A 23,909-nucleotide genomic window follows, 5' to 3' on the forward strand; every position below is an offset into this window, starting at 1 on the left:
ATTCTCAGGGTTCAAAGAAACACAGCGTGTTTCTGCCACGGGCCTTGGCCTGGTACATGGCGGTATCGGCTTGTTTCAACAGCTCACTGGGGGCAGCGCTTTCGCCTTTGAACAGTGTAATGCCGATGCTGGGGGTCGTGGTGTGTAGGGTTTGTTTGAGCGCGTACGGCTCATTCAGGCTGGCCAGGATTTTGTGACCCACCGTGGTAGCGTGCAGGCGCGCCTCCTCAAAGTCTGGACTGAGGTCCTGGATCAGCACCACAAACTCGTCGCCACCCAGTCGCGCCACCGTGTCCACTGCGCGGATGCTTTGCTGCAGGCGCCGAGCCACCTCTTGCAGCAGCAGGTCGCCCACATCGTGGCCATGCGTGTCGTTGAGCTGCTTGAACTGGTCCAGGTCGAGGAACATCAGCGCCCCGTGTTCGCCTTTGCGTTGGCTGGCGCCCATGGCTTGCTGCAGTCGGTCGGTCAGCAGGCGGCGGTTGGGCAGGCCAGTCAGCGTGTCGTGGAAGGCGAGGTGGCGTATCGCTTCCTCGGCGCTCTTGCGTTCGCTGATGTCTCGGGCAATGGCAATAAACCGCTCTTCCTCGCCCGGAACCGTGGGTTTGCGTACCACGGACAATTCAAACCACAGCTTGCCGGCGGGCAGCTCCAGGCTGTACTGCTTGCCGTGGGAACCCCCGGTTGTTCGGGCTTCCTGCAGGGCTGACATACAGGCGTCAGCTGCATCCTTGGGCAGCACCTCATTGACCGTACAACCCATCAGTACTTCCGGAGCGTGTGCCAGCAAGGCTGTGTTGCGGCTATGTACTGCGCGGTAATGTCCTGCTGCGCTGAATTCAAACAACAGATCTGGCATGGCGGTCAGCGTGGCTTGCAATTCCGCCTGGGTGGCGTGCAGCTGCGCCTCGGCCTGCTTGCGGCCGGAGATGTCCATCAGTGTGCCCACCATCCGCTGTGGCGCGCCGTCTTTGCTGAATTGCACCACTTTGCCCCGGCTGCTGAGCCACATCCAGCGCCCATCGGTGTGGCGCGCGCGGTATTCAGCCTGGTAGGCCGGGGCGGCACCGGTCAGGTGGGCGCGCATGGCCTGCATGGCGGAGGCCAGATCATCCGGGTGGACCAAGTGGCCCCAAGCACGGGCCTGCTCACTTTCTTTAGGATCTCGGCCCAGCATTTGGCAGGCGCGCTCGTCCAGGTAGTAGCCGCGTTCACTGGTCAGGTCGTGGTCCCACCGGCCCAGGTCGGCGCCCATGATGGCCAGCTCCAACTGCTCGGTGGTGTCGCGCAGCAGAGCCTCGGCCACCTTGCGCTCCTGAATGTTGCGGGCAACGCCCAGCACACCAATGATGTGTCCTTGTCCGTCGCGCATGGGGGTTTTGGTGACCTCGAACAGGTCCCCGTGCGGGTTGATTTGGGTGGGGGTGTTGTCTTCGAAGGTGACGGCCTTGCCGGCCTGGATGGCCCACCGGTCCGAGGCGGTAAATATTTCCACCACTTGGTCGTCGAGCCAGTGTGCGTCACGCGTGCCAATAATGTCCTCAGGGGGAACACCCAGTGTGGCGGCAAAAGCGTCGTTGCAGATCAGGTAGACGCCGTCGATGTCTTTGAGCCACACTTGGAAGGGAATAGTGAGCAACAGGTTGCGCAACAGGGCTTCGTTTTTGCGCAATGCGGCGCGTGAGGCGCGTTCAGCCGTGATGTCCTCCACGGTGCCCTCGTAGAACAGCAGTGTGCCCTGTTCGTCGCGCACAGCGTGCGCATGTTCACGCACCCACATGGTCTGACCCGTTTTGAGCCGGGCCATCTCGGATACAAAGTTGGTGACTTGTCCGTGCTCGTGCATGAGCTCGGCAAATCGCTCGCGCCGCTGTGGTTGGATGTAGGGGTTGCGGTGCGCCTCAGGATCGGCCTGCATCTCCTCTTGGCTCTTATAGCCATTGAGCCGCAGGAAGGCCATGTTCACCTGCAGCAATTTTCCCTCTGGGCTACTGCGGTACGCCCCGATTGGCAGCTGCTCAAAGAGGCTGGAGCTTGCGCTGGTGGGCATGGGCGGAGGCCCTCTGGCTCTACTTCAGGCTGCCGGACAAAAACTGGGCCAAACGTTCGCTCTTGGGGCGTGCCAGTACTTCGGTCGGATGGCCTTCCTCTTCTACCTGGCCCTTGTGCAAAAAGACCAGGTGGTTGGCTACTTCGCGGGCAAAGCCCATTTCATGGGTGACCACCACCATGGTGCGGCCTTCCTGGGCCAGATTTTTCATAACCTTGAGCACTTCGGACACCAGTTCGGGATCGAGTGCGCTGGTCGGCTCATCAAACAGCATGACTTCGGGTTCCACGGCGAGCGCACGCGCAATCGCCACGCGTTGCTGCTGGCCACCGCTCATGTGGGCTGGGTAGCGGTCTTCCACACCCGACAAGCCCACCTTGGTGAGGTACTTGCGGGCCGTCTCTACTGCCTGTTCTTTGGGTATGCCCAGCACATGTACCGGGACTTCGATGATGTTCTGCAGCACCGTCATGTGGGCCCAAAGGTTGAAATGCTGAAACACCATGGCCAGTTTGGTGCGCAGGCGCTGCAGTTGCTTGGGGTCTTTCGCTTGAAGTTCACCCTTGGTGTCAGGGTGCAGCAGCAGTTCTTCCCCTGCGACGTGGATGCGGCCCTGGTGAGGCTTTTCCAGCATGTTGATGCAGCGAAGGAAGGTGCTTTTGCCGGAGCCAGAGCTGCCGATGATGCTAATCACATCACCTGCATGGGCTGTTAAGGAAACACCTTTGAGCACTTCGTTGCTGCCAAAGCGCTTGTGGATGTTTTCGACCTGGAGTTTGAGGGGCTTGGTAGTCATGGTGCAAACGGGGGCGTAAGGTGGCGATGCTGCGGGCTTATGCTCCCAGCAGTTCGCCAGTTCGGAAGGGGGTGGCACCGGCTATCTTGCCGATTTCGGCGCCGGAAAGGGCGTAACGATCGCGCACGCGGGCATAGAAGATGCCATCGACACCAGCCACCACGCGGTGGGTGGTATTGGCGATCGGATCAATTACGTCGGCCACCAAATCACCCACGCGCAGCGCCTGGCCAACGTCGGCCAGGTAGACCACTACGCCTGGCACCGGGGTACGCAGGGTCTCTGAGCCTGCCAAAGGCGTTGCCGGGCAGAGGGCAGCTGGAATCAATGGTGGTTGTGAGCAGGCCAGCACCTGGATGTGCTGCAAGAAAGCCCGGACCGCTTGCGCATCCTCTTGGGCCCAGGCGTGGGTGACATCGGCTTCGCCGCGCAACTCGATGGTGGTGCTGTTGCAGCCCTGCGGCAGGGGCGCAGAAATACCCTCAGCGCGCAGGGCTTCCGCAAGTTGCCACCAAGCGCCTGACAAACATTCGTCGAACGGGCCACTGCCCGAGTTTTTGGCCAGCAGGATGGCGCGGGCCTTGAGCAGATGGGCCAAGGGCGCCAGCTGGGGCCAGCAGGGTTCCTCGGTATAAAAATGCATCACGCCTTCGCAGTCGCAGTGCAGGTCCAGCACGTAGTCGGCGTCATGGGCCAAGATCAGCAGCGTGCGGCGCAGGCTTTGCAGTTCGGTGCCGGGTTGCCACTGGCGCAGGTAGGCGGCCATGGCACGGCGGACTGTGGCCACGTTCTCAGCGGCATCCGGCCCTATCAGGGCCTTGATTTCCTGGAACACAGCCTTGGCCATGTCCGGGTAGTGGCGGTTGAAATTTTCGCTGCTGGCCAGCTCAAAGCGGCCCATCGGCTTGTGGTCCACGCGCTGGGCCAGGCCAATTGGATTGGCCACGGGGACCAGGATGACTTCTCCCTGAATCTGGCCGGCCGCGTCTGCAGCATCTAGCAAAGACCGCAGGTGGTGGGCCACTAGCATGCCTGGCAGCTCTTCGGCGTGCAGGCTCGCTTGGATGTAGACCTTGGGGCCCTGGCCCCGCGTTCCGTAGTGAAAGCTGCTCAGGCTGCGGTGGCTGCCCAGGCTGTTGGAGAGCAAGGGGTGGTCAATGCGTTGCATGGCGGTTCAGTGCGTGCGGGGAGCCAGGTAGGCCAGGAAGCGTTTCTCTGCCAGCCGGAAGATGCCGATCAGGCAGAAGGACGCAATCAGGTAAATCACTGCAGCGGCAAGATAGGCTTCAAACGGCAGGTAGTAGTCCGAGTAGACCCGGCTGGCCGCTGCTGTGACGTCCAGCATGCTGGGAACGGCGCTGGCCAGGCTGGTGCTTTGCAGCATCATGACCACCTCGTTGCTGTAGGCCGGCAGGGTGCGGCGAAGCGCACTGGGCAGCACGATGTGGCGCATGACTTGAAACCGGCTCATGCCGTAAGCCTGGGCGGACTCAATCTCGCCCGCTGCTGTTTCGCGGATGGCGCCTGCCAGCATTTCAGCGGTGTAGCCTGCGGTGTTGAGGCTGAACGCCAACAGGGCGCAGAAGAAGGGTTCTTTGAAATGTGTCCAGGGCCATACATCATCCCATCGCGCCTGGATCCATTCGAGTTGACCCAGACCGTAGTAAATGAGGTAAACCTGAATCAGCAGCGGCGTGCCACGGATGACGTAGGTGTAGGCCCCAACGATCCAGCGCAACGGGGCCCATGGGCCAGTCAGCAAAAGCGCAAAAATCAGTGCCAGGATGGCGCCAATGCCCAGCGAGGAGAACAGTAGCCCCAGCGTGGTGAGGATACCGGTGGCGTAGAGCTCCAGATTCTGGGGCTCAAAGATCACATGCCATTTCATAGTTCACCCCGCTTGGTGCCCAAGCTGTAGCGCGCATTGAGTTTGCGCAGTGCGTACAGTGAAATGGTGGTGTACACGAGGAACAGGGCGGCAGTGAACAGGAAGAATGCAAACGGCGAGCGCGTGGCCGCACTGGCTTGTTTCGAGAGGTAGGTCATTTCCTTCAAGCCAATCAGGCTGACCAACGCGGTGGATTTGATCAACACCAGCCAGTTGTTGGTGAAGCCGGGCAGGGCGTAGCGCACCATCTGCGGCAGGGTGATGCGCAAGAATGCCTGCACGGGATGCATGCCGTAGGCGACCGCAGCTTCCATCTGGCCTTTGGGGATGGCGAGAATGGCGCCGCGGAAAGTTTCCGTCATGTAGGCACCATAGATAAAGCCCAGTGTGAGCACGCCGGCCAAAAAGGGGTTGATGTCGACAGTAGCCTTGCTACCGGCGAGTTCAAGAAGGTGGTTGAGTCCGATGGTTCCGCCGTAGAACACGAGCAGCATGACAACCAGATCGGGAACACCCCGGATGACGGTGGTGTACGTTGCCGCCACGGTGCCCAACAACGGGCGGCCGGAGAGTTTGGCGCTGGCGCCCAGCAGGCCCAGCACAATGGCGACCAGCAGTGCACAGAGCGAGACGCCGACTGTCAGGACCGAGCCTTGCAGGATGGCGACGTAATAAGCATTCATGAGGGGCTGGGCAATTAACACAACGGGGCGCAAACATGCGCCCCGTTGTGGTGAGCGGTTACAAGGTTATTCGCCGTAAACGTCGATGTTGTACTTGGCAAAGTACTTGTCGTTGATGGTCTTGTAGGTGCCGTTGCCACGGATTGCCTTGATCGCGTCGTTCAACTCGGCCTTGAGCTTGTCTTCGCCTTTGCGCAAGGCGATACCAGCGCCATAGCCGTAATACTTGGGATCCTTCAGGTCAGGACCGACCAGTTCGTACTTGGCGCCTTCAGGCTTGGAGAGGAAACCACCGGTGACTTCCATGTAGTCGGCCACAGTACCGTCCAGACGGCCGGACTTGATGTCCAGGTAGACCTGGTCTTGGGCTTCGTAGGAGTTCACGATCACGCCAGCAGGCTTCAGGTCGCCCAGGGCGTATTTCTCTTGGGTGGAACCCTTCAGAACACCAATCTTCTTGCCTTTGATGGAGGCTGCGTCTGTGAACTTCACACCTTTTTTCAGCACCAGGCGGCTGGGGGTGTTGTAGTACTTGTCGGTGAAATCCACTTCCTTCAGGCGATCGTCGGTGATGGACATGGAAGAAATGATGACGTCGTATTTCTTGGCGTTCAGGCCGGGAATCATGCTGTCCCAGACTTGCTCCACGAACTCGCATTTGCGCTTGATCTGCTCGCACAGGGCGTTGGCGATCTCCACGTCAAAGCCTGTAGGTTGACCGTCTGCCGATTTGAAGGTGAACGGTTCGTAGGTCGGATCGATAGCGACTTTGAGGGGCCCCACTTCAGGTGCGGGGGCTGCAGCAGCGGGGGCCGATGCGGGGGCAGCAGGCGCTGCAGGAGCAGCTTCTTCTTTTTTGCCACAGGCAGCCAAAACGGAGGTCACTGCCAGTGCCAGCAGGAGTTTCTTCATGAATAAGTCCTTTGGAATACCGGAAACGCATTCCCGGCGGTTTGAAAATGTAAGAAAAATCATTCTACGGGCTAAGCAGAGCAAATTTGATGCCGCCCCACGACAGTGCATTGGGGTTTTTACCGTGGAAATTCAGGCATTTCGCGCTTTCGGCTGACAAGTGGCCTGCAAAGTTCCGATTGCGCTTTGTATGCGCCCTGCCGTTTGTCCCTGAAAAATGCATTGGGTAATGCAAAACCTTACACTCTAGGGTTACCCCCGGATTCCCCCATGAACGCCCCAGTCGACGTCTCTTTTTTCGCGCGCGCTGCCAAGCCGCTGTCCAGCTACCGCAAGTACTGGGCCGCTCGTTTTGGCACGGCCCCAGTGCTACCCATGAGCCGTGCGGAGATGGACAAGCTGGGCTGGGACAGCTGCGATATTGTTTTGGTCACGGGTGACGCCTATGTGGACCACCCCAGTTTTGGCATGGCAGTGATTGGTCGCATGCTCGAAGCGCAAGGGTTCCGGGTCGGCATCATCGCCCAGCCCGATTGGACCAGTGCTGAGGCCTTCAAGGTGCTGGGCAAGCCCAATCTTTTCTGGGGCGTGACCGCGGGCAACATGGATTCCATGATCAACCGCTATACCGCGGACCGCAAAATTCGTAGTGACGACGCCTACACGCCAGGCGACGTGGGCGGTAAACGCCCCGACCGTGCCGCCATCGTCTACAGCCAACGCTGCCGCGAAGCCTTCAAAGACACCCCCATCATCTTGGGCGGCATTGAAGGTTCCTTGCGCCGCATCGCCCACTACGATTACTGGAGCGACAAGGTGCGCCGTAGCATTGTGGTGGATGCCAAGTGCGATCTGTTGCTGTACGGCAATGCTGAGCGCGCGATTGTCGAAATCGCCCACCGGCTTGCTGCTAAGGAGCCGGTGGAGCAGATCACCGACGTGCGCGGTACCGCCTTCTTCCGCCGCGAAACGCCGGAAGGCTGGTTCGAGATCACCTCCACCACGGTGGACGAGCCGGGTCGCGTGGAAGCCCACATCAACCCCTACATGACGACCTCGGAGCAGGCAAGCGCCAATGGCGCCACCTGTTCCAAGGAAGACGAAGCCCAGCGGGTGGCAGAAAAAGCTACAAAAGAAGGAGCTGTTCGCGCAGTATCCATGCGGGCTGAAGGCATAAAACCCTTGAATTTTGTACCCAACCCCGCGTTGCATGGCCTGGGCAAGTACAAGGTGCCGCCGCGCGAACGCTCGGTCATTCGCCTGCCCAGCTACGAGCAGGTCAAGAGCGACCCCATCCTCTACGCCCACGCCAACCGCGTGCTGCACATGGAGACCAATCCCGGCAATGCCCGTGCCTTGGTGCAGGCACACGGGGAGGGCGCAACGGCGCGCGACGTCTGGATCAACCCACCGCCCATCCCGTTGACCACGGCCGAGATGGACATGGTGTTTGACCTGCCCTACGCCCGCAGCCCGCACCCCAGCTACGCTGACGAAAACGGCAGCCACGACGGTGCGACCAAAATCCCGGCCTGGGAAATGATCCGTTTCAGTGTGAACATCATGCGTGGCTGCTTCGGCGGCTGCACCTTCTGCTCCATCACCGAGCACGAAGGTCGCATCATCCAGAGCCGATCGGAAGAGTCCATCATCAAAGAGGTCGAAGACATCCGCGACAAGGTCAAGGGCTTTACCGGCACCATTTCCGACTTGGGCGGCCCCACAGCCAATATGTACCGCCTGGGCTGCCGCAGCCCCGAGATCGAGGCGGCTTGTCGCAAACCGAGCTGCGTCTATCCCGGCATCTGCCAGAACCTGACCACCAACCACGACCCGCTGATCAAAATTTACCGCCGTGCGCGCGCGCTCAAGGGCATCAAGAAAATCCTGATAGGTTCTGGCCTGCGCTATGACTTGGCCGTGAAGAGCCCGGAGTATGTGAAAGAACTGGTGCAGCACCACGTGGGCGGCTATCTCAAGATCGCGCCTGAGCACACCGAGCAGGGCCCGCTGACCAAGATGATGAAGCCGGGCATCGGCAGCTATGACAAGTTCAAGCAGTTGTTCGAGAAGTTCAGTGCCGAGGCGGGCAAGAAGCAGTTCCTGATTCCGTACTTCATTGCCGCCCACCCCGGCACCACGGATGAAGACATGATGAACTTGGCCATCTGGCTCAAGAAAAATGGCTTTCGCGCGGACCAGGTACAGACCTTCTACCCCAGCCCCATGGCCACGGCCACGGCCATGTACCACTCAGGCCGCAACACCCTCAAGCGCGTGCACCGTACCGCGCAGAGTGAGGACGAGACTGTGGACATCGTGCGGGGTGAAAAACGCCGTCGCCTGCACAAGGCGTTTCTGCGCTACCACGACCCCAATAACTGGCCGGTGTTGCGCGAAGCGCTGAAGGCGATGGGGCGGGCAGATCTGATCGGCAATGGCAAGCACCACCTGATCCCTACCTTCCAGCCGCTGACCGATGGCGGCTACCAAAGTGCCCGCAAGAAAAACTCGACCGCGGCGCCAGCCAAGGCGTCGACGCCTGTAAAACCCGTCAAAGGCCGCATGCTCACCCAGCACACTGGTTTGCCCCCGCGCGTGACCGGTTCGGCCAAGCCCAGTGCCAAACTGAACCGCAAGCCGCGCTGAGCGGCTCAGCGGGGTTGCTTACTCCAGTGCGCTGCTCTCGCTGGCGCCTTGGGCCTTTTTGTCGCGCACATTTTTTTGCACCGTGACGGCGGCGTACAAGGCCAGCACAAACGACATGGCGTAGTACCCTTTTTCTGACAGCAGCAGGGTGGCGTTCCACAGGCCTGTGGCCAGCAAGAGCAGTGACAGGCCCACGGCGCCGTAGCAAATGCCATAGTAGGCGCCAGACACCGGAATGCCTTCGAGCTTGTCACGTACACACTTTTGTAGCGAGACAGCGGCAAACAATCCGAAAGCCAGCAAGGTGAAGTAGTAGCCTTTTTCGTTCAGCTGCATTTCAGCGTTCCACAAACCCAGCAGAAAACCGGCCGTGCCCAAGCCCAGGCAGGCAAAGGTGGCGCCTACGTATGCGCCCGAGGAGGATTGTGGAAACTGGATCGAAGTTTTCATGGTGATGGTGTGACAGTAAGGGACGATGATTACAAACCAAGAGTTGCCGCTGCCTGTAAGGCGCTAAGCTATTGTTATGGGAGGCAAAATTTGCCGTCGCCATTCTCTCAATAAATTGCACGGCAATATTACAAAAATGATCAGGGTAATCACGCGATATGCAATCTTTGTGCTGGTGCACGGCGCGGTACTGGCGCAGCCACCGGTGCAGTTCAACAACAGCCCACAAGCACTGCAGCAATACGAAGCCAGTACGCTGGACAGCTTGACGGAACGCTGTACGGCCAGCAAGACTGAGCACTACCAATCGCCCGAAGAGGTGCGATCCTTGCGCAATGGTTATGTTGACGTTGCTGACCAGAACCCGCAAACCGGGCTGTATTCCATCTTTGTGTTTGATCAGGACAAGCGCAGCTTCACCTTGATCGATGGGCAGGTGCTAAAACCCAACGGTCGTTTGTGGCTGCGCTTGGCTTTGCCGCGCGACTATGGTCGGTGTCGCATAGTGCGTGACGCGCAAGGGGCTGAGCGCCTTGAAGTGGTGCATCTGGAGCGCAACTATGTGTCCGATGTGCAACGAATACAGCGTCTGCGCAAAGAATCTCTGGATTTGGCTGTCACCTTAGCCGCCACGCCTCAGCCCGCCATTTGCCAAGATGCCAAGTTGGCTGGCCGCGTGTGGGTCGACGGTAAGCCGCATGCCCTGACAAGCTGTCCCGACGTACAGCTGGCACTGCACACGCGTATGCGCAAGCTGGTGCGCAAGGTATTCGAGCGCTGATACCCATGCTGCAATGGCCCGAGTTGTTCTCTGATGTGTCGGTAACTTCCGACAATGTGGGTTACATATTGCCTTGCCGTGTTTGCCCAAGGGTTTTGACTAAATAAACTCTCTTGATAATGTACTAAGCTGTCCGTCAACCAGAGACAAGCGCTGGCATCCTGGATGCTGGCGCACCCACACCATGACGCTTCAAGACCACGACCTGTCCGCACTGACGCGGGCGGAGCACGCCGATCCTTTCAGTGTGCTCGGAATGCATAGCCGCCCGGATGGATTGGCAGTGCATGCGCTTCTGCCGGGGGCTGAACAAGTCGAATTGGTCGACAGGGCCAGCGGCCAAGTGCGTGCCACGCTGCAGCGACTGGCAGGCGACGTAGTGTTTGGCACGGTGCTGGCTGAGTCGGCTCCGTTTGCGTACCAGTTGCGGGTTCAGTGGGTGGACGGCCCGCAACAGCTGATCAACGACCCGTACAGCTTTCCTTTGGTCTTGCAAGACTTGGACCTCTGGCTGCTGGCCGAAGGCACGCACCAGCGTCCGTTTGAATGCCTTGGGGCACACTTGGTCTGCATCAACGGCGTGTCGGGTGCGAGTTTTGCAGTCTGGGCGCCCAACGCGCGCCGCGTGTCGGTGGTGGGTTCGTTCAACCAGTGGGATGGTCGGCGACACCCCATGCGCTTGCGGCGCGAGTGTGGCGTGTGGGAAATCTTTATCCCTGATGTTGCGCAGGGTGATCTCTACAAGTTTGAGATCTTGGGCGCGCAAGGCCAAATCGCCGTCAAGGCTGACCCCTTTGCTTTCCATGCTCAGCTGCGGCCAGACACCGCTAGCGTGGTCTACCCGTTGCCGCCGCGCCTGCCCATGCGCGTGGAACGGGCTGCGGCCAACGCGTTAGACAAACCCATCAGCATTTACGAGGTGCATTTGGGCTCCTGGCGCAAGGCCGATGGCTGGCGCTGGCTCAGCTACCGCGAGCTGGCTGACACGCTGATCCCTTACGCCAAAGAGATGGGCTTCACCCACCTGGAGCTGCTGCCCGTCAGCGAACACCCGTTTGACGGTTCCTGGGGCTACCAGCCACTGGGCTTGTTCGCCCCCACCTCGCGCTTTGGCACACCGGAGGACTTCAAGTATTTTGTGGACGCAGCCCATGCGGTTGGCTTGGGCGTGATTCTGGACTGGGTGCCCGCGCATTTCCCCAGCGACGCGCATGGCCTGGCCGAGTTTGACGGCACGCACCTGTATGAATACGCCGACCCCAAGGAAGGTTTTCACCAGGACTGGAACACGCTGATCTACAACTTTGGCCGTACCGAGGTGCGCAATTTTTTGGTCAGCAACGCGCTCTACTGGCTGGAGCGCTACGGTATCGACGGTCTGCGCGTGGATGCCGTAGCCTCCATGCTGTACCGCGACTACAGCCGCCAGGAAGGTCAGTGGATTCCCAACAAGCATGGCGGGCGCGAAAACTTGGAGGCCATCGAATTCCTGCGCCGCATGAACCACTCCGTGGGCACCGAGCGGCCCGGCTCCATCACACTGGCCGAAGAGTCCACCGCCTTCCCCGGCGTGAGCCGCCCGCCGAGTGGGGACCTGCAAAGCGGCGGGCTGGGTTTTCACTACAAGTGGAACATGGGCTGGATGCACGACACGCTGAAGTACGCCTCGCTGGACCCGGTACACCGTCGTCACCACCATAACCAGCTGACCTTCGGGCTGATGTACGCTTTCACCGAGAACTTTGTGCTGCCGCTCTCGCACGACGAGGTGGTGCACGGCAAAGGTTCGCTCCTGGGCAAGATGCCGGGCGACGAATGGCAGCGCTTTGCCAACCTGCGCGCGCTCTATGGCTTCATGTGGGCCTACCCCGGCAAGAAGCTGCTGTTCATGGGCGGCGAGCTGGCCCAACCCACCGAATGGGCGGATGGCTCCGAGCTGTCCTGGTCACTGGAGCAGAAGCCGGCCCACCAAGGCGTGCAGCGTCTGGTGCGGGATTTAAACCGTGTCTACCAAGCCTTCCCGGCATTGCACCAGCAGGATGTGCAGGGCGGAGGGTTCGAATGGATTGCGCATGAAGATGCCTCCCAGTCGGTGGTGGCCTTTGCACGCCATGGCCTGCGGGGCGAATGTGCGGTGGTGGTGTGCAACTTCACGCCTCTGCCGCGCCATGGCTACCGCATTGGCATGCCCCATGCTGGCACTTGGCGCGAGTTGATCAATACGGATAACGCCGTCTATGGCGGCAGCGGTGTGGGCAATGGCGAGCTGGCGACTGAGGCGGTGGCCGACCATGGTCGCTCCCAATCGGTGGTCTTGAGTTTGCCTCCGCTGGCATGCCTGCTGCTTACCCCCGTAGTCCCTGCTATACGCCACCTGGACCCCTGACTACATGCCACTGGAAGCCGGCCATACCTACACACTGGGCGCACAGCTGCGCGACGGTGGCGTGAATTTTTGCCTCGCTGCACCCAACGCACAGGCTGTTGACTTGTGCCTTTTTGATGAAGGTGCCACGCACGAGGTGCAACGCCTGGCGATGTACGGCCCGGTTGACGGTATCTGGCATGGTTTTTTGCCCGGCGCGCAGGTTGGCTTGGTGTATGGCTGGCGTGTGCATGGCCCGTGGGAGCCGGCACAGGGCCAGCGTTTCAACCCCGCCAAGCTCTTGCTGGACCCGTGTGCCCGTGAGGTGTTGGGGCGATACGACGGCGATGACATTCATCTGGGCCATGTGCCCGGGGAGCCGTTGCGTGCTGATACACGTGACAACGCAGCTACGGCACTCAAGGCGCGGGTTGTGCAGGACCTGCCACCAGTGTCCGGGCGTGTGCGGGTAGATGCAGCACGGCGGGTCATCTACGAAGTTCACCTCAAGGGATTTACCGCCATGCACCCGCAGATTCCCGACGAATTGCGTGGCACCTATGCGGGCATGGCGCATCCAGCTGCCATCGCACACGTCAAGGCGCTGGGCGTGACCAGCGTGTGTCTCATGCCCGTGGCGCAACGGGCGGATGAGGTGCGGCTGCTGCGCATGGGGCTCTCCAACTATTGGGGCTACAGCCCGATTGCGTGGAATGCCCCCGAACAGCGCTATTGGAGTGGGGTAGCTGGCACCAGTCCGCGCAGCGAAATGCGCGCCTTGGTGGATGCCTTGCATGCGGCGGGCCTGGAGGTGATTCTGGACGTGGTCTACAACCACACCGCAGAAACCGATGAGTTAGGCCCCACGCTGAGCCTGCGCGGTATCGACAACCAGACCTATTACCACTTAGACCCGGGCAACCCTGGCCTGTATGCCAACTGGACGGGCTGCGGCAACTGCGTCAACCTGAACGAGCCCTTGGTGCTACGCACCGTGATGGACAGCCTGCGCGGATGGGTGCAGGAGTTTGGTGTGGATGGTTTCCGTTTCGATCTGGCGCCGGTGTTGGCCCGCGCCGGTGTGGAGCAGCAGAACCGGTTTGAACCCCAAGCCCCATTCCTGCTTGCCGTCGCGCAAGACCCCGTGCTGCGCCATTGCACCATGGTGGCCGAACCCTGGGACATCGGGCCGGGCGGTTACCAGCTGGGCGGCTTTCCGCCGGGCTGGCTGGAGTGGAATGACCGCTTCCGCGACACCCAACGTAGCGCCTGGCTTCAGCACCATGCCACGCGTGCGGACCTTGCGCACCGGCTGGCGGGCTCTGCCGAGTCCTTTGCCCCTGCCCGTCGTGCCGCGCACAGCAGCGTGAACCTGGTCACGGCCCACGACGGCTTCACGCTCATGGATCTGGTGAGTTACACCCAGCGTCACAACGAAGCCAATGGCGAAAACAACCGCGATGGACACGGCCACAACCTCAGCGTGAACAACGGTGTGGAAGGGCCGACCGGAGACAGCGAAGTCCTGGCCCGGCGCCTGCGCCAGAGACGCGTCTTGCTGGCCAGTCTGCTCTGGTCGCTGGGTACGCCCATGCTTTTGGCGGGAGATGAGTTTGGCCAAAGTCAGGGCGGCAATAACAACGCCTACTGTCAGGACAACGCCACCACTTGGCTGGACTGGGCGCGTGCTGATCGTGGCCTGATGGATTTTGTGGCGCACGCCATTGCGCTGCGGGTCGAGCTGCCCTTGCTCCAAAGTCGCGCTTGGTGGCGTGGCATGGACGCCATGGGCTCGGCACGTGGCCCCATTTCTCAGTGGTGGGGCCCGCAAGGCCAGACCTTGGTGCACACCGATTGGCACCACCCCCAAGACAACGCCTTGGTGCTGCAACTCAGCTCTGGGGCGCTCGACCCGCAGCCCTCCGCCGCCTGCCTGTTGCTGCTCAACCCACGCCCGCACACTCTAGAGTTTGTGTTGCCTGCGCCGCCCGCAGGCGGTCCATGGCTGCAGCGCCTGGAAACCGACAGTGGCAACACCATTCCCCATGCGCTGGGAGCGCGGCTGTGGCTGCCGGGGCAGAGCCTGTTGCTGGCCAGCGCCACCGCTCTTTAGATTTTTCCAACGAGTCCACCATGCCCATCATTACCTTGCCCACCACGCCGTTTGAAGGCCAGCGTCCCGGTACCTCGGGACTGCGCAAAAAAGTGACTGTGTTCCAGCAATCACGTTACCTAGAGAACTTTGTGCAGGCGCTTTTCGACGTGCTGCCCGATGCCTCAGGTCAGACCTTGGTGGTGGGCGGCGATGGGCGTTTCCACAACCGGGTGGCGGTGCAGACCATTCTGCGCATGGCAGCGGCCAAGGGCTATGCGCGCGTGCTGGTGGGGCAGGGCGGCATTCTGTCCACGCCCGCTGTGAGTGCAGTCATCCGCAAACATGGCGCCAGCGGCGGCATCGTTCTCTCGGCCAGCCACAACCCCGGCGGCCCGGATGGCGACTTTGGCATCAAGTACAACGTGTCCAACGGCGGTCCCGCGCCCGAGAAGGTCACCGACGCCATTTATGCCCGCACCCAGCAGGTGACCCAGCTGCATATGACCGATACCGCTGATGTGGCACTGGACGCAGTGGGTAGCAGCCGTATCGAGGGCACCGACATTGTGGTCATAGACCCGGTGGCAGATTACGCCGAGGTGATGCGCGGCCTGTTTGACTTTGCCGCTATCCGCCGGCTGTTCGCCAGCGGTTTTCGCCTGCGCTATGACGCCATGTGCGCCGTGGGAGGGCCCTACGCCAAGGCGCTGCTGGAAGGTGAGCTGGGTGCGCCTGCGGGCACGGTGGTCAATGCCGCGCCGATGGAAGATTTTGGCGGCCTGCACCCCGATCCCAATCCGGTAAATGCTGAAGACCTGATTGCCCACCTGTTTGCCGACAACGCTCCCGATATGGGCGCCGCCAGCGATGGCGATGCGGACCGCAATATGGTGGTGGGCCGCAGGTTTGTGGTGTCACCCAGCGACAGCCTGGCAGTGCTCGCTGCCCATGCGAGCAAGGTGCCCGGTTACCGGGCCGGCATTGCTGGTGTGGCGCGCTCCATGCCCACATCTACCGCGGTGGACCGCGTGGCCAAGGCCATGGGCATTCCCTGCTTTGAGACGCCCACGGGCTGGAAATTCTTTGGCAACCTTATGGACGCCGGTAAGGTCACCTTGTGTGGCGAAGAGAGCTATGGCACGGGTTCCAACCATGTGCGCGAAAAAGACGGCTTGTGGGCCGTACTTTTCTGGCTCAACTTGGTGGCCACCACGGGCCAGACGGTTGAGCAGCTGGTGCGCGGGCTGTGGAATGAGCATGGCCGCTGTGTCTACTCGCGCCATGACTACGAGGCCATCCCCACCGACAAGGCCGACGCGCTGATGCGTGAGTTGCGCGCGAGCTTGCCCACGTTGGGTGGTACCTCCGTGGCCGGCTTGCCCATTGCCTTTGCCGATGACTTTGCCTACACCGATCCGGTGGATGGCAGCGTGAGTCAACGGCAGGGCGTGCGTATCGTCTTGACCGATGGCTCGCGCGTGGTGTTCCGCCTCTCGGGAACAGGCACCGAAGGTGCCACTTTGCGGGTTTATTTGGAACGCCACGAACCCGACGCCTCCCGCCAGGACCTGCCTGCACAAGAAGCCTTGGAGCCACTCATTGCCCTGGCTGAAGCAGTGGCCCAAGTGCGGCGATACACCGGCATGGACCGCCCCAGCGTGATGACCTGATTTTTTGCCCCTACAAAGACACCCCAAAAAAAACCACGAGGAGACCACCATGAGCACACCAACAGACAACTTCCGCGCCCAAGCCTTGCAGGAGCGCCACATGCAACCGCACATGCTGGTTCGCCGCACCATTGCCCTGGTGTTGGCCGGGGGGCGCGGTTCGCGCCTCAAACAGCTGACCGACCGCCGCGCCAAACCTGCCGTGTACTTTGGCGGCAAGTTCCGCATCGTGGACTTCGCGCTGTCCAACTGCGTGAACTCCGGTATCCGCCGCATCGGCGTAATTACCCAGTACAAGTCGCATTCGCTGCTGCGCCACCTGCAGCGCGGCTGGAGCTTTCTGCGTGCCGAGCTGAACGAAATGGTGGACCTCTTGCCCGCGCAGCAACGCGTCGACGAAGAGCACTGGTACCGCGGCACGGCCGACGCCATTTACCAAAATCTGGACATCATCCAGAGCAGCCGTCCTGAATACGTGGTGGTGCTGGCGGGCGACCACATCTACAAGATGGACTACTCGCTGATGCTCAAGGACCACGTGGAGAGCGGTGCCGGTTGCACCGTGGGCTGCATTGAAGTACCGCGTGCCGAGGCCACGGCCTTTGGCGTGATGGCGGTGGACACCGCCCGCAAGATCACCGACTTTGTGGAAAAGCCCGCCAACCCGCCTGCCATGCCTGGCAACGACACCGTGTCGCTGGCCAGCATGGGCATCTACATCTTTGACTCCCAGTACCTTTACGACCTGCTGGAAGATGATCTCGCCAATCCCGAGTCCAGCCATGACTTCGGCAAGGACGTGATTCCGCGAGTGGTGCGCGAGGGCAGGGCAGTGGCCCACCCCTTCTCCATGTCTTGCGTGTCGTCCACGCCCGATGCCGAGCCCTACTGGCGCGACGTGGGCACGATTGACGCCTTCTGGTCCGCCAATCTGGATCTGGCCTCCGTCACCCCCGAGCTGGACATCTACGATACCAACTGGCCCATCTGGACCAGCCAGCGCCAGCTGCCACCTGCCAAGTTTGTGCAGGATGCCGACGGCAAGCACGGCCAGACCATCAACACCATGGTCTCGGGTGGTTGCATCGTGTCGGGCTCCATCGTCAGCAACTCGGTGTTGTTCTCCAATGTACGTGTGCATTCCTTCTGCTTGATCGACCAGGCCGTGCTGCTGCCTGAGGTGACCATTGGCCGAGGCTGCCGCCTGAGCCGCGTGGTGGTGGACCGTGGCTGCACTCTGCCGGAAGGCCTGGTGATTGGCGAAGATGCGGAGGCCGATGCCGCGCGCTTCGAGCGCACCGAGAATGGCGTAGTCCTGGTCACGAAGGACATGCTGATGAAACTGAGCGCCTCCTGAGCCGCTGCGCTGCCATTGCAACGTCTACGCCATTTTGAAGAAAGAGCCCATGCGCATCCTGCAAGCCAGTGCCGAGATATTCCCCCTGCTCAAAACCGGCGGGTTGGCCGACATTGCGGGGGCGCTGCCGGCTGCCCTGCAAGAGGCCGGCTGCGATGTGCGGGTGATGCTGCCGGGTTTTCCCGCCATCAGCGCCGGGCTCGAGGGCGCGATGCCTGTGGCTAGCTTCGCCATGCCCTGGGGCGAGCGCGTGGAGGTGGTCTACGGAACCCTGCCTGCGCTGGCCCGTGGCGCTCAAACCTTGGGCGCCTACGTGCTCATGGCGCCTGGCTTGTATGACCGACCCGGCAACCCCTATGAGGACGCCAATAAGCGCGCCTATGCCGACAACCACCGCCGCTTTGCCGCGCTAGGCCTGGCCGCTGCCCATGTCGCGCACGGGCTGGACGCACACTGGCGCCCCCAGTTGGTGCACAGCCACGACTGGCATGCCGCGCTGGCGCCGGCCTGTCTGGCCCTGTGGAACGAGGGGCAGGGCCCGCGTGTGCCTTCGGTCTACACCGTGCACAACCTGGCCTACCAAGGCGTGTTTGGTCCCGAGCTGTTTGGCGATCTGGGCTTGCCGGGCCGCGCCTTCCATGTGCATGGCATGGAATTCCACGGCAATCTGTCCTTCATGAAGGCAGGCCTGTTCTATGCGGACCACATCACCACCGTGAGCCCCACCTATGCCCAGGAAATCCAGGGGCCGGAACAGGGATGCGGACTCGATGGCCTGCTGCGTGCGCGCCAGCAGCAGCTCAGCGGCATCCTCAATGCGGTGGACGACTCCGTCTGGAGCCCCAGCTCCGACGCCTTGATCAAGCACTCCTTCGATATACGCCACATGGCGGGCAAGGCGCAAAACAAGGCCTTGCTGCAAGCTGAAATGGGCTTGGCGGTGGAGCCCGATGCCCCACTGTTTGCGGTGGTGAGCCGACTGACCGACCAGAAAGGCCTGCCCTTGGTGCTGGCCGCGGTGGACGAGATCGTGTCCCGCGGTGGCCAGTTGCTGGTGCTGGGCAGTGGCGAAACTTGGCTGGAGCAGGCCTTTGTGGCGCAAGCGCGTGACCATGTTGGCCGTGTGGCCGTGAAGCTGGGCTATGACGAGGCCTTTGCCCACCGCATCTTTGCGGGCAGTGACGTGACGCTGGTGCCGTCGCGCTTTGAGCCTTGCGGCCTGACCCAGATGTATGGCCTCAAGTACGGCAGCTTGCCGCTGGTGCGCCGCGTAGGCGGCTTGGCCGACACGGTGGTCGACAGCGACCTCGAAACCCTGGAAGACAAGACCGCCACTGGCTTTGTCTTCGACGCCTTTGACGAAACCCACTACCGACGCGCGGTACGCCGGGCCTTTGCGCTCTACCACCGCAAGGCCGAATGGAACCGCGTGCGCCATACGGGCATGAAGCTTGCCTTCGATTGGACTACCGCCGCCGGGCACTACACCGCGCTTTACCAAAAGCTCATTCACCTATGACAACGATCTCTACCCCGACCGTGCAAACCCCCGTGAACTTTGAATTTGACGCGCCCGGCCGCGACCTCGAATCCCTGAAACGTTCCATCGCCAACAAACTCATGTTCGTGGTGGGCAAAGACCCGGAAGCCGCCCGCCCCGAAGACTGGCTGCATGCGGCGGCCTACGCTGTACGTGACCAGCTGGTCGAGCGCTGGATGACCACCACCCGCGCCCAGTACGCCCAGGACGCCAAGCGCGTGTACTACCTCAGCATGGAGTTTTTGATCGGCCGCACATTCAGCAATGCCATGCTGGCCGTGGGCCTGCGCGAGCGGGTCAAACAAGCCTTGGCGGATTTTGGTGTGGACATCGACGCGGTCACCGAGCTGGAACCCGACGCTGCTTTGGGCAACGGTGGATTGGGCCGACTGGCAGCGTGCTTTCTGGATTCCATGGCCACGCTCAACATTCCCGGTTTTGGCTACGGCATCCGCTATGACTACGGCATGTTCAAGCAAACCATTGTGGACGGCCGGCAGGTTGAAGTGCCCGACTACTGGCTCACCCACGGCAACCCTTGGGAGTTTCCGCGCCCTGAGGTGACCTACCGCGTGCAGTTTGGCGGCCATGTGATCAAAGAGGGTGAGGTCTACAAGTGGGTGGACAGCCACGATGTGCAGGCCATGGCCTATGACACCATCATTCCCGGCTACGCCACCAAGGCCACCAACACCTTGCGCCTGTGGTCTGCCAAGGCCACGCAAGAGATTGACTTGGGCGCCTTCAACCGCGGCAACTACATGGCGGCGGTGGAGACCAAAAATCACTCCGAGAACGTCTCTCGCGTGCTCTACCCGGACGACTCCACGCCCTCGGGCCGCGAGCTGCGCTTGCACCAGGAATACTTCTTCTGCAGCGCCAGCGTGCAAGACTTGCTGCGGCGGTATCTGCGCACGCACAACAACTTTGAGAACCTGCCCAACAAGGTCAGCATCCACCTCAATGACACGCACCCGGTGTTGGCCATTCCTGAACTCATGCGCTTGTTGCTGGACGAGCACCACCTGCCTTGGGCCGACGCCTGGCGCCTGTGCCAAGGCGTGTTCAGCTACACCAACCACACCCTCATGCACGAGGCGCTGGAGACCTGGCCGGTGGAGATGATGGGCCGCATCCTGCCTCGCCACCTGCAGATCATTTACGACATCAACGCCCAGTTTTTGCACCAGATTTCGCTGCGCGGCGGCAGCCCCGAGCTGTTGCGCAAGGTCAGCTTGGTGGACGAGGCGGGCGAGCGCCGCGTGCGCATGGCCTACCTGGCTGTCATCACCAGCCACTCGGTCAATGGCGTGTCGGCCTTGCACTCCGAGCTGATGAAGGAAAGCATCTTCTTTGACTTTGCCAAGCTCTGGCCCGAGCGCTTCAACAACAAAACCAACGGCATCACCCCGCGCCGCTGGCTGGCGCAGGCCAACCCCGCCTTGTCGGCCGTGCTGGACAAGCAGGTCGGCACTGGCTGGCGCCGTGACCTGACCCAGCTCAGCGGCCTGAACGCGGTGCTGACGCAACCCAAAGTCATCGAGGCCTTCCAGGGCGCCAAGCTCGCCAACAAGCAGCGTCTCGCCGCCTGGGTGCAGGCCAATATGGGCCTGACCGTCCCCACCGATGCGCTCTACGACGTGCAAGTCAAGCGCATTCACGAATACAAGCGCCAGCTGCTCAATGTGCTGCATGTCATCACCCGCTACCTGCGCATCATCCACAACCCCGGCGCGGTGACGGTGCCTCGCGTGGTAGTGTTTGCGGGCAAGGCCGCATCGGCCTACCACATGGCCAAGCAGATCATTCACCTGATCAACAGCGTGGCCAAGGTGGTGAACAACGACCCGCGCGTGGGTAACCTGCTCAAGGTGGTGTTCATCCCCAACTACAGCGTGAGCCTTGCCGAACGCATCATCCCGGCGGCTGATTTGTCGGAGCAAATCTCCACCGCGGGCACGGAGGCATCAGGCACCGGCAATATGAAGTTCGCCCTGAACGGTGCGCTCACCATCGGCACGCTGGACGGGGCCAACGTCGAAATCCTGGAGAACGTGGGTGCCGACAACATCTTTATCTTCGGCCTGACCACGCCGCAAGTGGCCGCAACCCGCGCCGCGGGCTACCAGCCACGCGCGATTGCCGAGGGCAACGCCGAGCTGACGGCGGTGCTCGAAGCCATCCGCGATGGCGTCTTCAGCCCCGATGAGCCCGGCCGCTTCCAGGCCATCTATGATCTGCTGGTGAACTGGGGCGACCACTACCTGCTGCTGGCCGACTATGCGGCCTACATTGCCGCACAAGAGCAGGTGGATGTGGCTTACCAAAACAAGGAAGCCTGGACCATCAAAGCCCTGCGCAACGTGGCTGCTATGGGCCCGTTCTCTGCGGACCGTACGATTGGCGAATACGCAGACAAGATCTGGAAAAGCAAGCCGCTCGAACTGGCGAGCTAGGTGGCGGACAGGGCCAATTTCACAAGAAGTTGGCCTCTCGCCCCCGTGGATACTGCGCAAGCAGCTATCAATTAGATAGTGCTCAGGCGTTTCGCCAGAGTATGTAGCTGCCTAGCAGCGCAATGTTTCCCACGACGGACAGCCAGAAAACCATCTGAAAACTCCGCTTCGCTGTCTTGTGCCGCAGCACCCGCTGGGCCAGCCACGCGGCAGGCCAGCCACCCAACAGGCTGAGCAAGTGCAAGGTGTTTTCCGGGGTGCGCCACTGGCCGGTGCGGGCAGCGTATTTGTCGCGCGCGTAGAGCGCGAAGGTGAGCAGATTAAGGGTGGCCCAGGCGGCAAGCCACAGGGCCACGGCGGACACTTATCCGCCCAGCGCCACGTAGACGTTCTGCACGTCGTCGTTGCCGTCAATCGCGGCGAGGAAGGCTTCGACTTCTTCCAGCGCTTCGGCGCTGAGGCTACTGGGGTCTACGGGGTTTTTGGCCTTGTAGCCCAGCTTGGCGGACAGCACGTTGAAGCCGAAGTTGGGCAGGGCGCGGCTCACCAGGTCCAGGTCGGTCGGGTCGGTGTAGAAGACGGTGTTGCCTTCTTCGTCGCCGGGCTCAAAGTCTTGGGCACCGGCTTCGATGGCCGCCACTTCAGCATCCGAGTCGGCGGCGGTGGGGGCGGCTTCGATCATGCCCAGGTGGTTGAAGTCCCAGGCCACCGAGCCGCTGGTGCCGAGCTGGCCCTTGCGGAACAACACGCGCATCTCGGGGGCGGTGCGCTTCACGTTGTCGGTCAGGCATTCCACCATCACGGCCACTTGGTGCGGGGCAAAGCCTTCGTAAATCACGTGTTCGTAGTTGACGACTTCACCGGTCAGGCCTGCCCCCTTTTTGATGGCGCGGTCCAGCGTGTCCTTGGGCATGGAGACCTTGCGGGCCTGCTCCACCACCAGGCGCAGCTTGGCGTTGGCGGCGGGGTCAGCACCGCCGCGAGCGGCCACCGTAATTTCTTTCACCAGCTTGGTAAACAGCCGGCCTTTGGCATCGGCCACCAGGGCCTTGCCCTTTGCTTTCCATTGCGCGCCCATAGCGAGTCTTTCTGAGTTGTTCGGGGGAATTTTACTTGGCAGGCTGCGCGGGCAGAGCCGCGCTGCTGCTGCGCCACTGGGCGATGCGCAGCTCCACCTGCGTGTGGAAGGCGTAGCTGGCCAGCAGCGCCAGCGCCCAGGCCACCGCGGTGAAGGGCAGGGCCCAATCGGTGTCGCCAATCTCCAGCACCGCCCACAGTGCGTTCGCCAATAGCAACACCGAGAAGTGCACCAGAAACAGCGCGTAGGAGCTGTTGCTGAGGCGGCGCACCCAGGCGTCCACCCGGCGCGGCAGGTGCATTGGTGTGCTGCCAAAACTGGCTAGCACAGTGGACACGCCCAGGGCCAGCGCAATGCGCTCGCGGAACTCCAGTGCCAGCGCACCCAGCCCGGCGGACACGGTGCCCAGGTACAGCGCCAGCGCGTAGCCGCTGTGGCGTGTGCGCAGCCCAGCCCACCACGCCAGCGCGCCCAGGCCGTAGGCGCCAAAGAAGTACAGGGCCCAGACGTCGTAGTCCGCATCCAGGTTGAACCAGGTGAGCGAGGCCACCGCCATAGCGGCCACCAGCGCACAGGCGACCCAGCGATTGCCGCGCGACAACCACAGGAGCAGTGCCAACAGGGCGTAGAGCTGGAAGTCGATGGCCACATACCAGACGCCGGCCGACAACGAGTCCACCCCCAGCACGCTGTGCAGCAGGCTGGCGTGGGCCAGCCACTGGGCCAACTGGGGGGAGGCGGGCACCAGGTCGCCGTCCAGATGCGGGCGGGCCAAGGCCGAGCACAACACGGTGATCAGCAAGGCTGCCACAAAGGGCAGCACCAGCCGTTCGTAACGCTGCCACAGGGTGCGCAGCAGGCCTTGGCGCAGGCCACCCTGGCCCAGGCTGCGTGCTGCCAGGTAGCCGGCCACGACCAAAAACACCTGCACCGCCATGCGGGCGTAGTCGATGAACCAGGCCGCTACCTCGGGGGCGGCTTGGGCGGTGGCGTCAGAAAGGGGGCCGTAGAGAGCGAAGTGGTGCAGGACGATGAACTGGGCAGCCACAATTTTGAGCAGGTCGATCAGGCGGTAGGCAGGGCGTTGCAGCGGCATCAAATCAAAAAAACAAAGCGCGCGCCTGCAAAAGCGCAGGCGC

At 61.7% G+C, this 23,909-nt stretch carries 19 protein-coding genes; 9 read left to right on the top strand and 10 right to left on the bottom strand.

Going from position 1 to position 23,909, the window contains the following annotated elements:
• Positions 1-4 precede the first annotated feature (4 nt).
• The 6 genes from CHU94_RS09660 to CHU94_RS09685 all read right to left on the bottom strand — a co-directional run bounded on the left by CHU94_RS09660 (position 5) and on the right by CHU94_RS09685 (position 6,329).
• A complete protein-coding gene (locus CHU94_RS09660) occupies positions 5-2,050 on the bottom strand; it encodes a diguanylate cyclase (protein WP_094479108.1) in 2,046 nt (681 codons plus the stop codon).
• Positions 2,051-2,069: 19 nt separating this feature from the next.
• The gene (locus CHU94_RS09665) at positions 2,070-2,846 is read right to left on the bottom strand and encodes an ABC transporter ATP-binding protein (protein ID WP_094479110.1); all 777 of its coding nucleotides are present in this window, start codon (positions 2,844-2,846) and stop codon (positions 2,070-2,072) included.
• Between the two features lie 37 nt (positions 2,847-2,883).
• Complete coding sequence (locus CHU94_RS09670; protein ID WP_094479112.1) at positions 2,884-4,014, bottom strand: succinylglutamate desuccinylase/aspartoacylase family protein; 1,131 nt, start codon at positions 4,012-4,014, stop codon at positions 2,884-2,886.
• 6 nt (positions 4,015-4,020) lie between these two features.
• Positions 4,021-4,734, bottom strand: a complete 714-nt coding sequence (locus tag CHU94_RS09675) for an ABC transporter permease (RefSeq protein ID WP_094479114.1) — start codon at positions 4,732-4,734, stop codon at positions 4,021-4,023.
• Positions 4,731-5,417 carry an ABC transporter permease gene (locus tag CHU94_RS09680; protein ID WP_094479116.1) on the bottom strand — a complete coding sequence of 229 codons (687 nt, stop codon included), beginning with the start codon at positions 5,415-5,417 and terminating at the stop codon, positions 4,731-4,733. Before CHU94_RS09680 ends, CHU94_RS09675 begins: the two co-directional genes overlap by 4 nt.
• 66 nt (positions 5,418-5,483) lie before the next feature.
• On the bottom strand, positions 5,484-6,329 hold the full coding sequence (locus CHU94_RS09685) for an ABC transporter substrate-binding protein (protein WP_094479118.1): 846 nt from the start codon (positions 6,327-6,329) through the stop codon (positions 5,484-5,486).
• On the opposite strand from CHU94_RS09685, the gene CHU94_RS19260 reads away from it, so the two are divergent.
• Positions 6,328-6,486 (top strand): hypothetical protein, encoded by a 159-nt coding sequence (locus CHU94_RS19260; RefSeq protein ID WP_176451987.1) that lies wholly within the window; start codon positions 6,328-6,330, stop codon positions 6,484-6,486. The two genes, CHU94_RS09685 and CHU94_RS19260, sit on opposite strands and share 2 nt — an antisense overlap.
• Positions 6,487-6,599: 113 nt before the next feature.
• Positions 6,600-8,978 carry a YgiQ family radical SAM protein gene (locus CHU94_RS09690; protein WP_094479120.1) on the top strand — a complete coding sequence of 793 codons (2,379 nt, stop codon included), beginning with the start codon at positions 6,600-6,602 and terminating at the stop codon, positions 8,976-8,978.
• An 18-nt stretch (positions 8,979-8,996) separates the two neighbouring features.
• Here the strand turns inward: CHU94_RS09690 and yiaA are convergent, their stop codons facing one another.
• Positions 8,997-9,428: an inner membrane protein YiaA gene (gene yiaA, locus CHU94_RS09695; RefSeq protein WP_094479122.1), complete on the bottom strand. Its 432-nt coding sequence runs from the start codon at positions 9,426-9,428 to the stop codon at positions 8,997-8,999.
• Between the two features lie 136 nt (positions 9,429-9,564).
• On the opposite strand from yiaA, the gene CHU94_RS09700 reads away from it, so the two are divergent.
• The 7 genes from CHU94_RS09700 to CHU94_RS09730 all read left to right on the top strand — a co-directional run bounded on the left by CHU94_RS09700 (position 9,565) and on the right by CHU94_RS09730 (position 21,692).
• On the top strand, positions 9,565-10,209 hold the full coding sequence (locus tag CHU94_RS09700; protein ID WP_094479124.1) for a hypothetical protein: 645 nt from the start codon (positions 9,565-9,567) through the stop codon (positions 10,207-10,209).
• 184 nt (positions 10,210-10,393) lie between these two features.
• Complete coding sequence (gene glgB / locus CHU94_RS09705; protein ID WP_094479126.1) at positions 10,394-12,595, top strand: 1,4-alpha-glucan branching protein GlgB; 2,202 nt, start codon at positions 10,394-10,396, stop codon at positions 12,593-12,595.
• Between the two features lie 4 nt (positions 12,596-12,599).
• Positions 12,600-14,687, top strand: a complete 2,088-nt coding sequence (glgX, locus tag CHU94_RS09710) for a glycogen debranching protein GlgX (RefSeq protein WP_094479128.1) — start codon at positions 12,600-12,602, stop codon at positions 14,685-14,687.
• A 20-nt stretch (positions 14,688-14,707) separates the two neighbouring features.
• Entirely contained in the window at positions 14,708-16,339 is a 1,632-nt protein-coding gene (locus CHU94_RS09715; RefSeq protein WP_094479394.1) for an alpha-D-glucose phosphate-specific phosphoglucomutase, read from the top strand.
• Positions 16,340-16,439: 100 nt separating this feature from the next.
• Positions 16,440-17,696, top strand: coding sequence for a glucose-1-phosphate adenylyltransferase (glgC, locus tag CHU94_RS09720; RefSeq protein ID WP_176451995.1), 1,257 nt, complete (start codon positions 16,440-16,442; stop codon positions 17,694-17,696).
• 49 nt (positions 17,697-17,745) lie between these two features.
• Entirely contained in the window at positions 17,746-19,215 is a 1,470-nt protein-coding gene (glgA, locus tag CHU94_RS09725; RefSeq protein WP_094479130.1) for a glycogen synthase GlgA, read from the top strand.
• On the top strand, positions 19,212-21,692 hold the full coding sequence (locus tag CHU94_RS09730) for a glycogen/starch/alpha-glucan phosphorylase (RefSeq protein WP_094479132.1): 2,481 nt from the start codon (positions 19,212-19,214) through the stop codon (positions 21,690-21,692). Before glgA ends, CHU94_RS09730 begins: the two co-directional genes overlap by 4 nt.
• 82 nt (positions 21,693-21,774) lie before the next feature.
• Here the strand turns inward: CHU94_RS09730 and CHU94_RS09735 are convergent, their stop codons facing one another.
• From CHU94_RS09735 to CHU94_RS09745, 3 genes are read right to left on the bottom strand one after another with little or no spacing between them, the layout of a single operon-like run.
• Positions 21,775-22,056 carry a DUF1294 domain-containing protein gene (locus tag CHU94_RS09735; protein ID WP_094479134.1) on the bottom strand — a complete coding sequence of 94 codons (282 nt, stop codon included), beginning with the start codon at positions 22,054-22,056 and terminating at the stop codon, positions 21,775-21,777.
• Entirely contained in the window at positions 22,057-22,770 is a 714-nt protein-coding gene (locus CHU94_RS09740) for a YebC/PmpR family DNA-binding transcriptional regulator (protein WP_094479136.1), read from the bottom strand.
• Between the two features lie 31 nt (positions 22,771-22,801).
• The gene (locus tag CHU94_RS09745; protein ID WP_094479138.1) at positions 22,802-23,866 is read right to left on the bottom strand and encodes an acyltransferase; all 1,065 of its coding nucleotides are present in this window, start codon (positions 23,864-23,866) and stop codon (positions 22,802-22,804) included.
• Positions 23,867-23,909: the final 43 nt, after the last annotated feature.

The sequence above is a fragment of the Rhodoferax sp. TH121 genome, from assembly GCF_002251855.1.
In the GTDB taxonomy this organism is placed as follows: Bacteria; Pseudomonadota; Gammaproteobacteria; order Burkholderiales; family Burkholderiaceae_C; genus Allorhodoferax.

Bases quoted from the DNA above. Each gene is read 5' to 3' on its own strand.
- CHU94_RS09660 (WP_094479108.1), bottom strand. From the start codon at position 2,050: ATGCCCACCAGCGCAAGCTCCAGCCTCTTTGAGCAGCTGCCAATCGGG.
- CHU94_RS09665 (WP_094479110.1), bottom strand. From the start codon at position 2,846: ATGACTACCAAGCCCCTCAAACTCCAGGTCGAAAACATCCACAAGCGC.
- CHU94_RS09670 (WP_094479112.1), bottom strand. From the start codon at position 4,014: ATGCAACGCATTGACCACCCCTTGCTCTCCAACAGCCTGGGCAGCCAC.
- CHU94_RS09675 (WP_094479114.1), bottom strand. From the start codon at position 4,734: ATGAAATGGCATGTGATCTTTGAGCCCCAGAATCTGGAGCTCTACGCC.
- CHU94_RS09680 (WP_094479116.1), bottom strand. From the start codon at position 5,417: ATGAATGCTTATTACGTCGCCATCCTGCAAGGCTCGGTCCTGACAGTC.
- CHU94_RS19260 (WP_176451987.1), top strand. From the start codon at position 6,328: ATGAATAAGTCCTTTGGAATACCGGAAACGCATTCCCGGCGGTTTGAA.
- CHU94_RS09685 (WP_094479118.1), bottom strand. From the start codon at position 6,329: ATGAAGAAACTCCTGCTGGCACTGGCAGTGACCTCCGTTTTGGCTGCC.
- CHU94_RS09690 (WP_094479120.1), top strand. From the start codon at position 6,600: ATGAACGCCCCAGTCGACGTCTCTTTTTTCGCGCGCGCTGCCAAGCCG.
- yiaA (WP_094479122.1), bottom strand. From the start codon at position 9,428: ATGAAAACTTCGATCCAGTTTCCACAATCCTCCTCGGGCGCATACGTA.
- CHU94_RS09700 (WP_094479124.1), top strand. From the start codon at position 9,565: ATGATCAGGGTAATCACGCGATATGCAATCTTTGTGCTGGTGCACGGC.
- glgB (WP_094479126.1), top strand. From the start codon at position 10,394: ATGACGCTTCAAGACCACGACCTGTCCGCACTGACGCGGGCGGAGCAC.
- glgX (WP_094479128.1), top strand. From the start codon at position 12,600: ATGCCACTGGAAGCCGGCCATACCTACACACTGGGCGCACAGCTGCGC.
- CHU94_RS09715 (WP_094479394.1), top strand. From the start codon at position 14,708: ATGCCCATCATTACCTTGCCCACCACGCCGTTTGAAGGCCAGCGTCCC.
- glgC (WP_176451995.1), top strand. From the start codon at position 16,440: ATGCAACCGCACATGCTGGTTCGCCGCACCATTGCCCTGGTGTTGGCC.
- glgA (WP_094479130.1), top strand. From the start codon at position 17,746: ATGCGCATCCTGCAAGCCAGTGCCGAGATATTCCCCCTGCTCAAAACC.
- CHU94_RS09730 (WP_094479132.1), top strand. From the start codon at position 19,212: ATGACAACGATCTCTACCCCGACCGTGCAAACCCCCGTGAACTTTGAA.
- CHU94_RS09740 (WP_094479136.1), bottom strand. From the start codon at position 22,770: ATGGGCGCGCAATGGAAAGCAAAGGGCAAGGCCCTGGTGGCCGATGCC.
- CHU94_RS09745 (WP_094479138.1), bottom strand. From the start codon at position 23,866: ATGCCGCTGCAACGCCCTGCCTACCGCCTGATCGACCTGCTCAAAATT.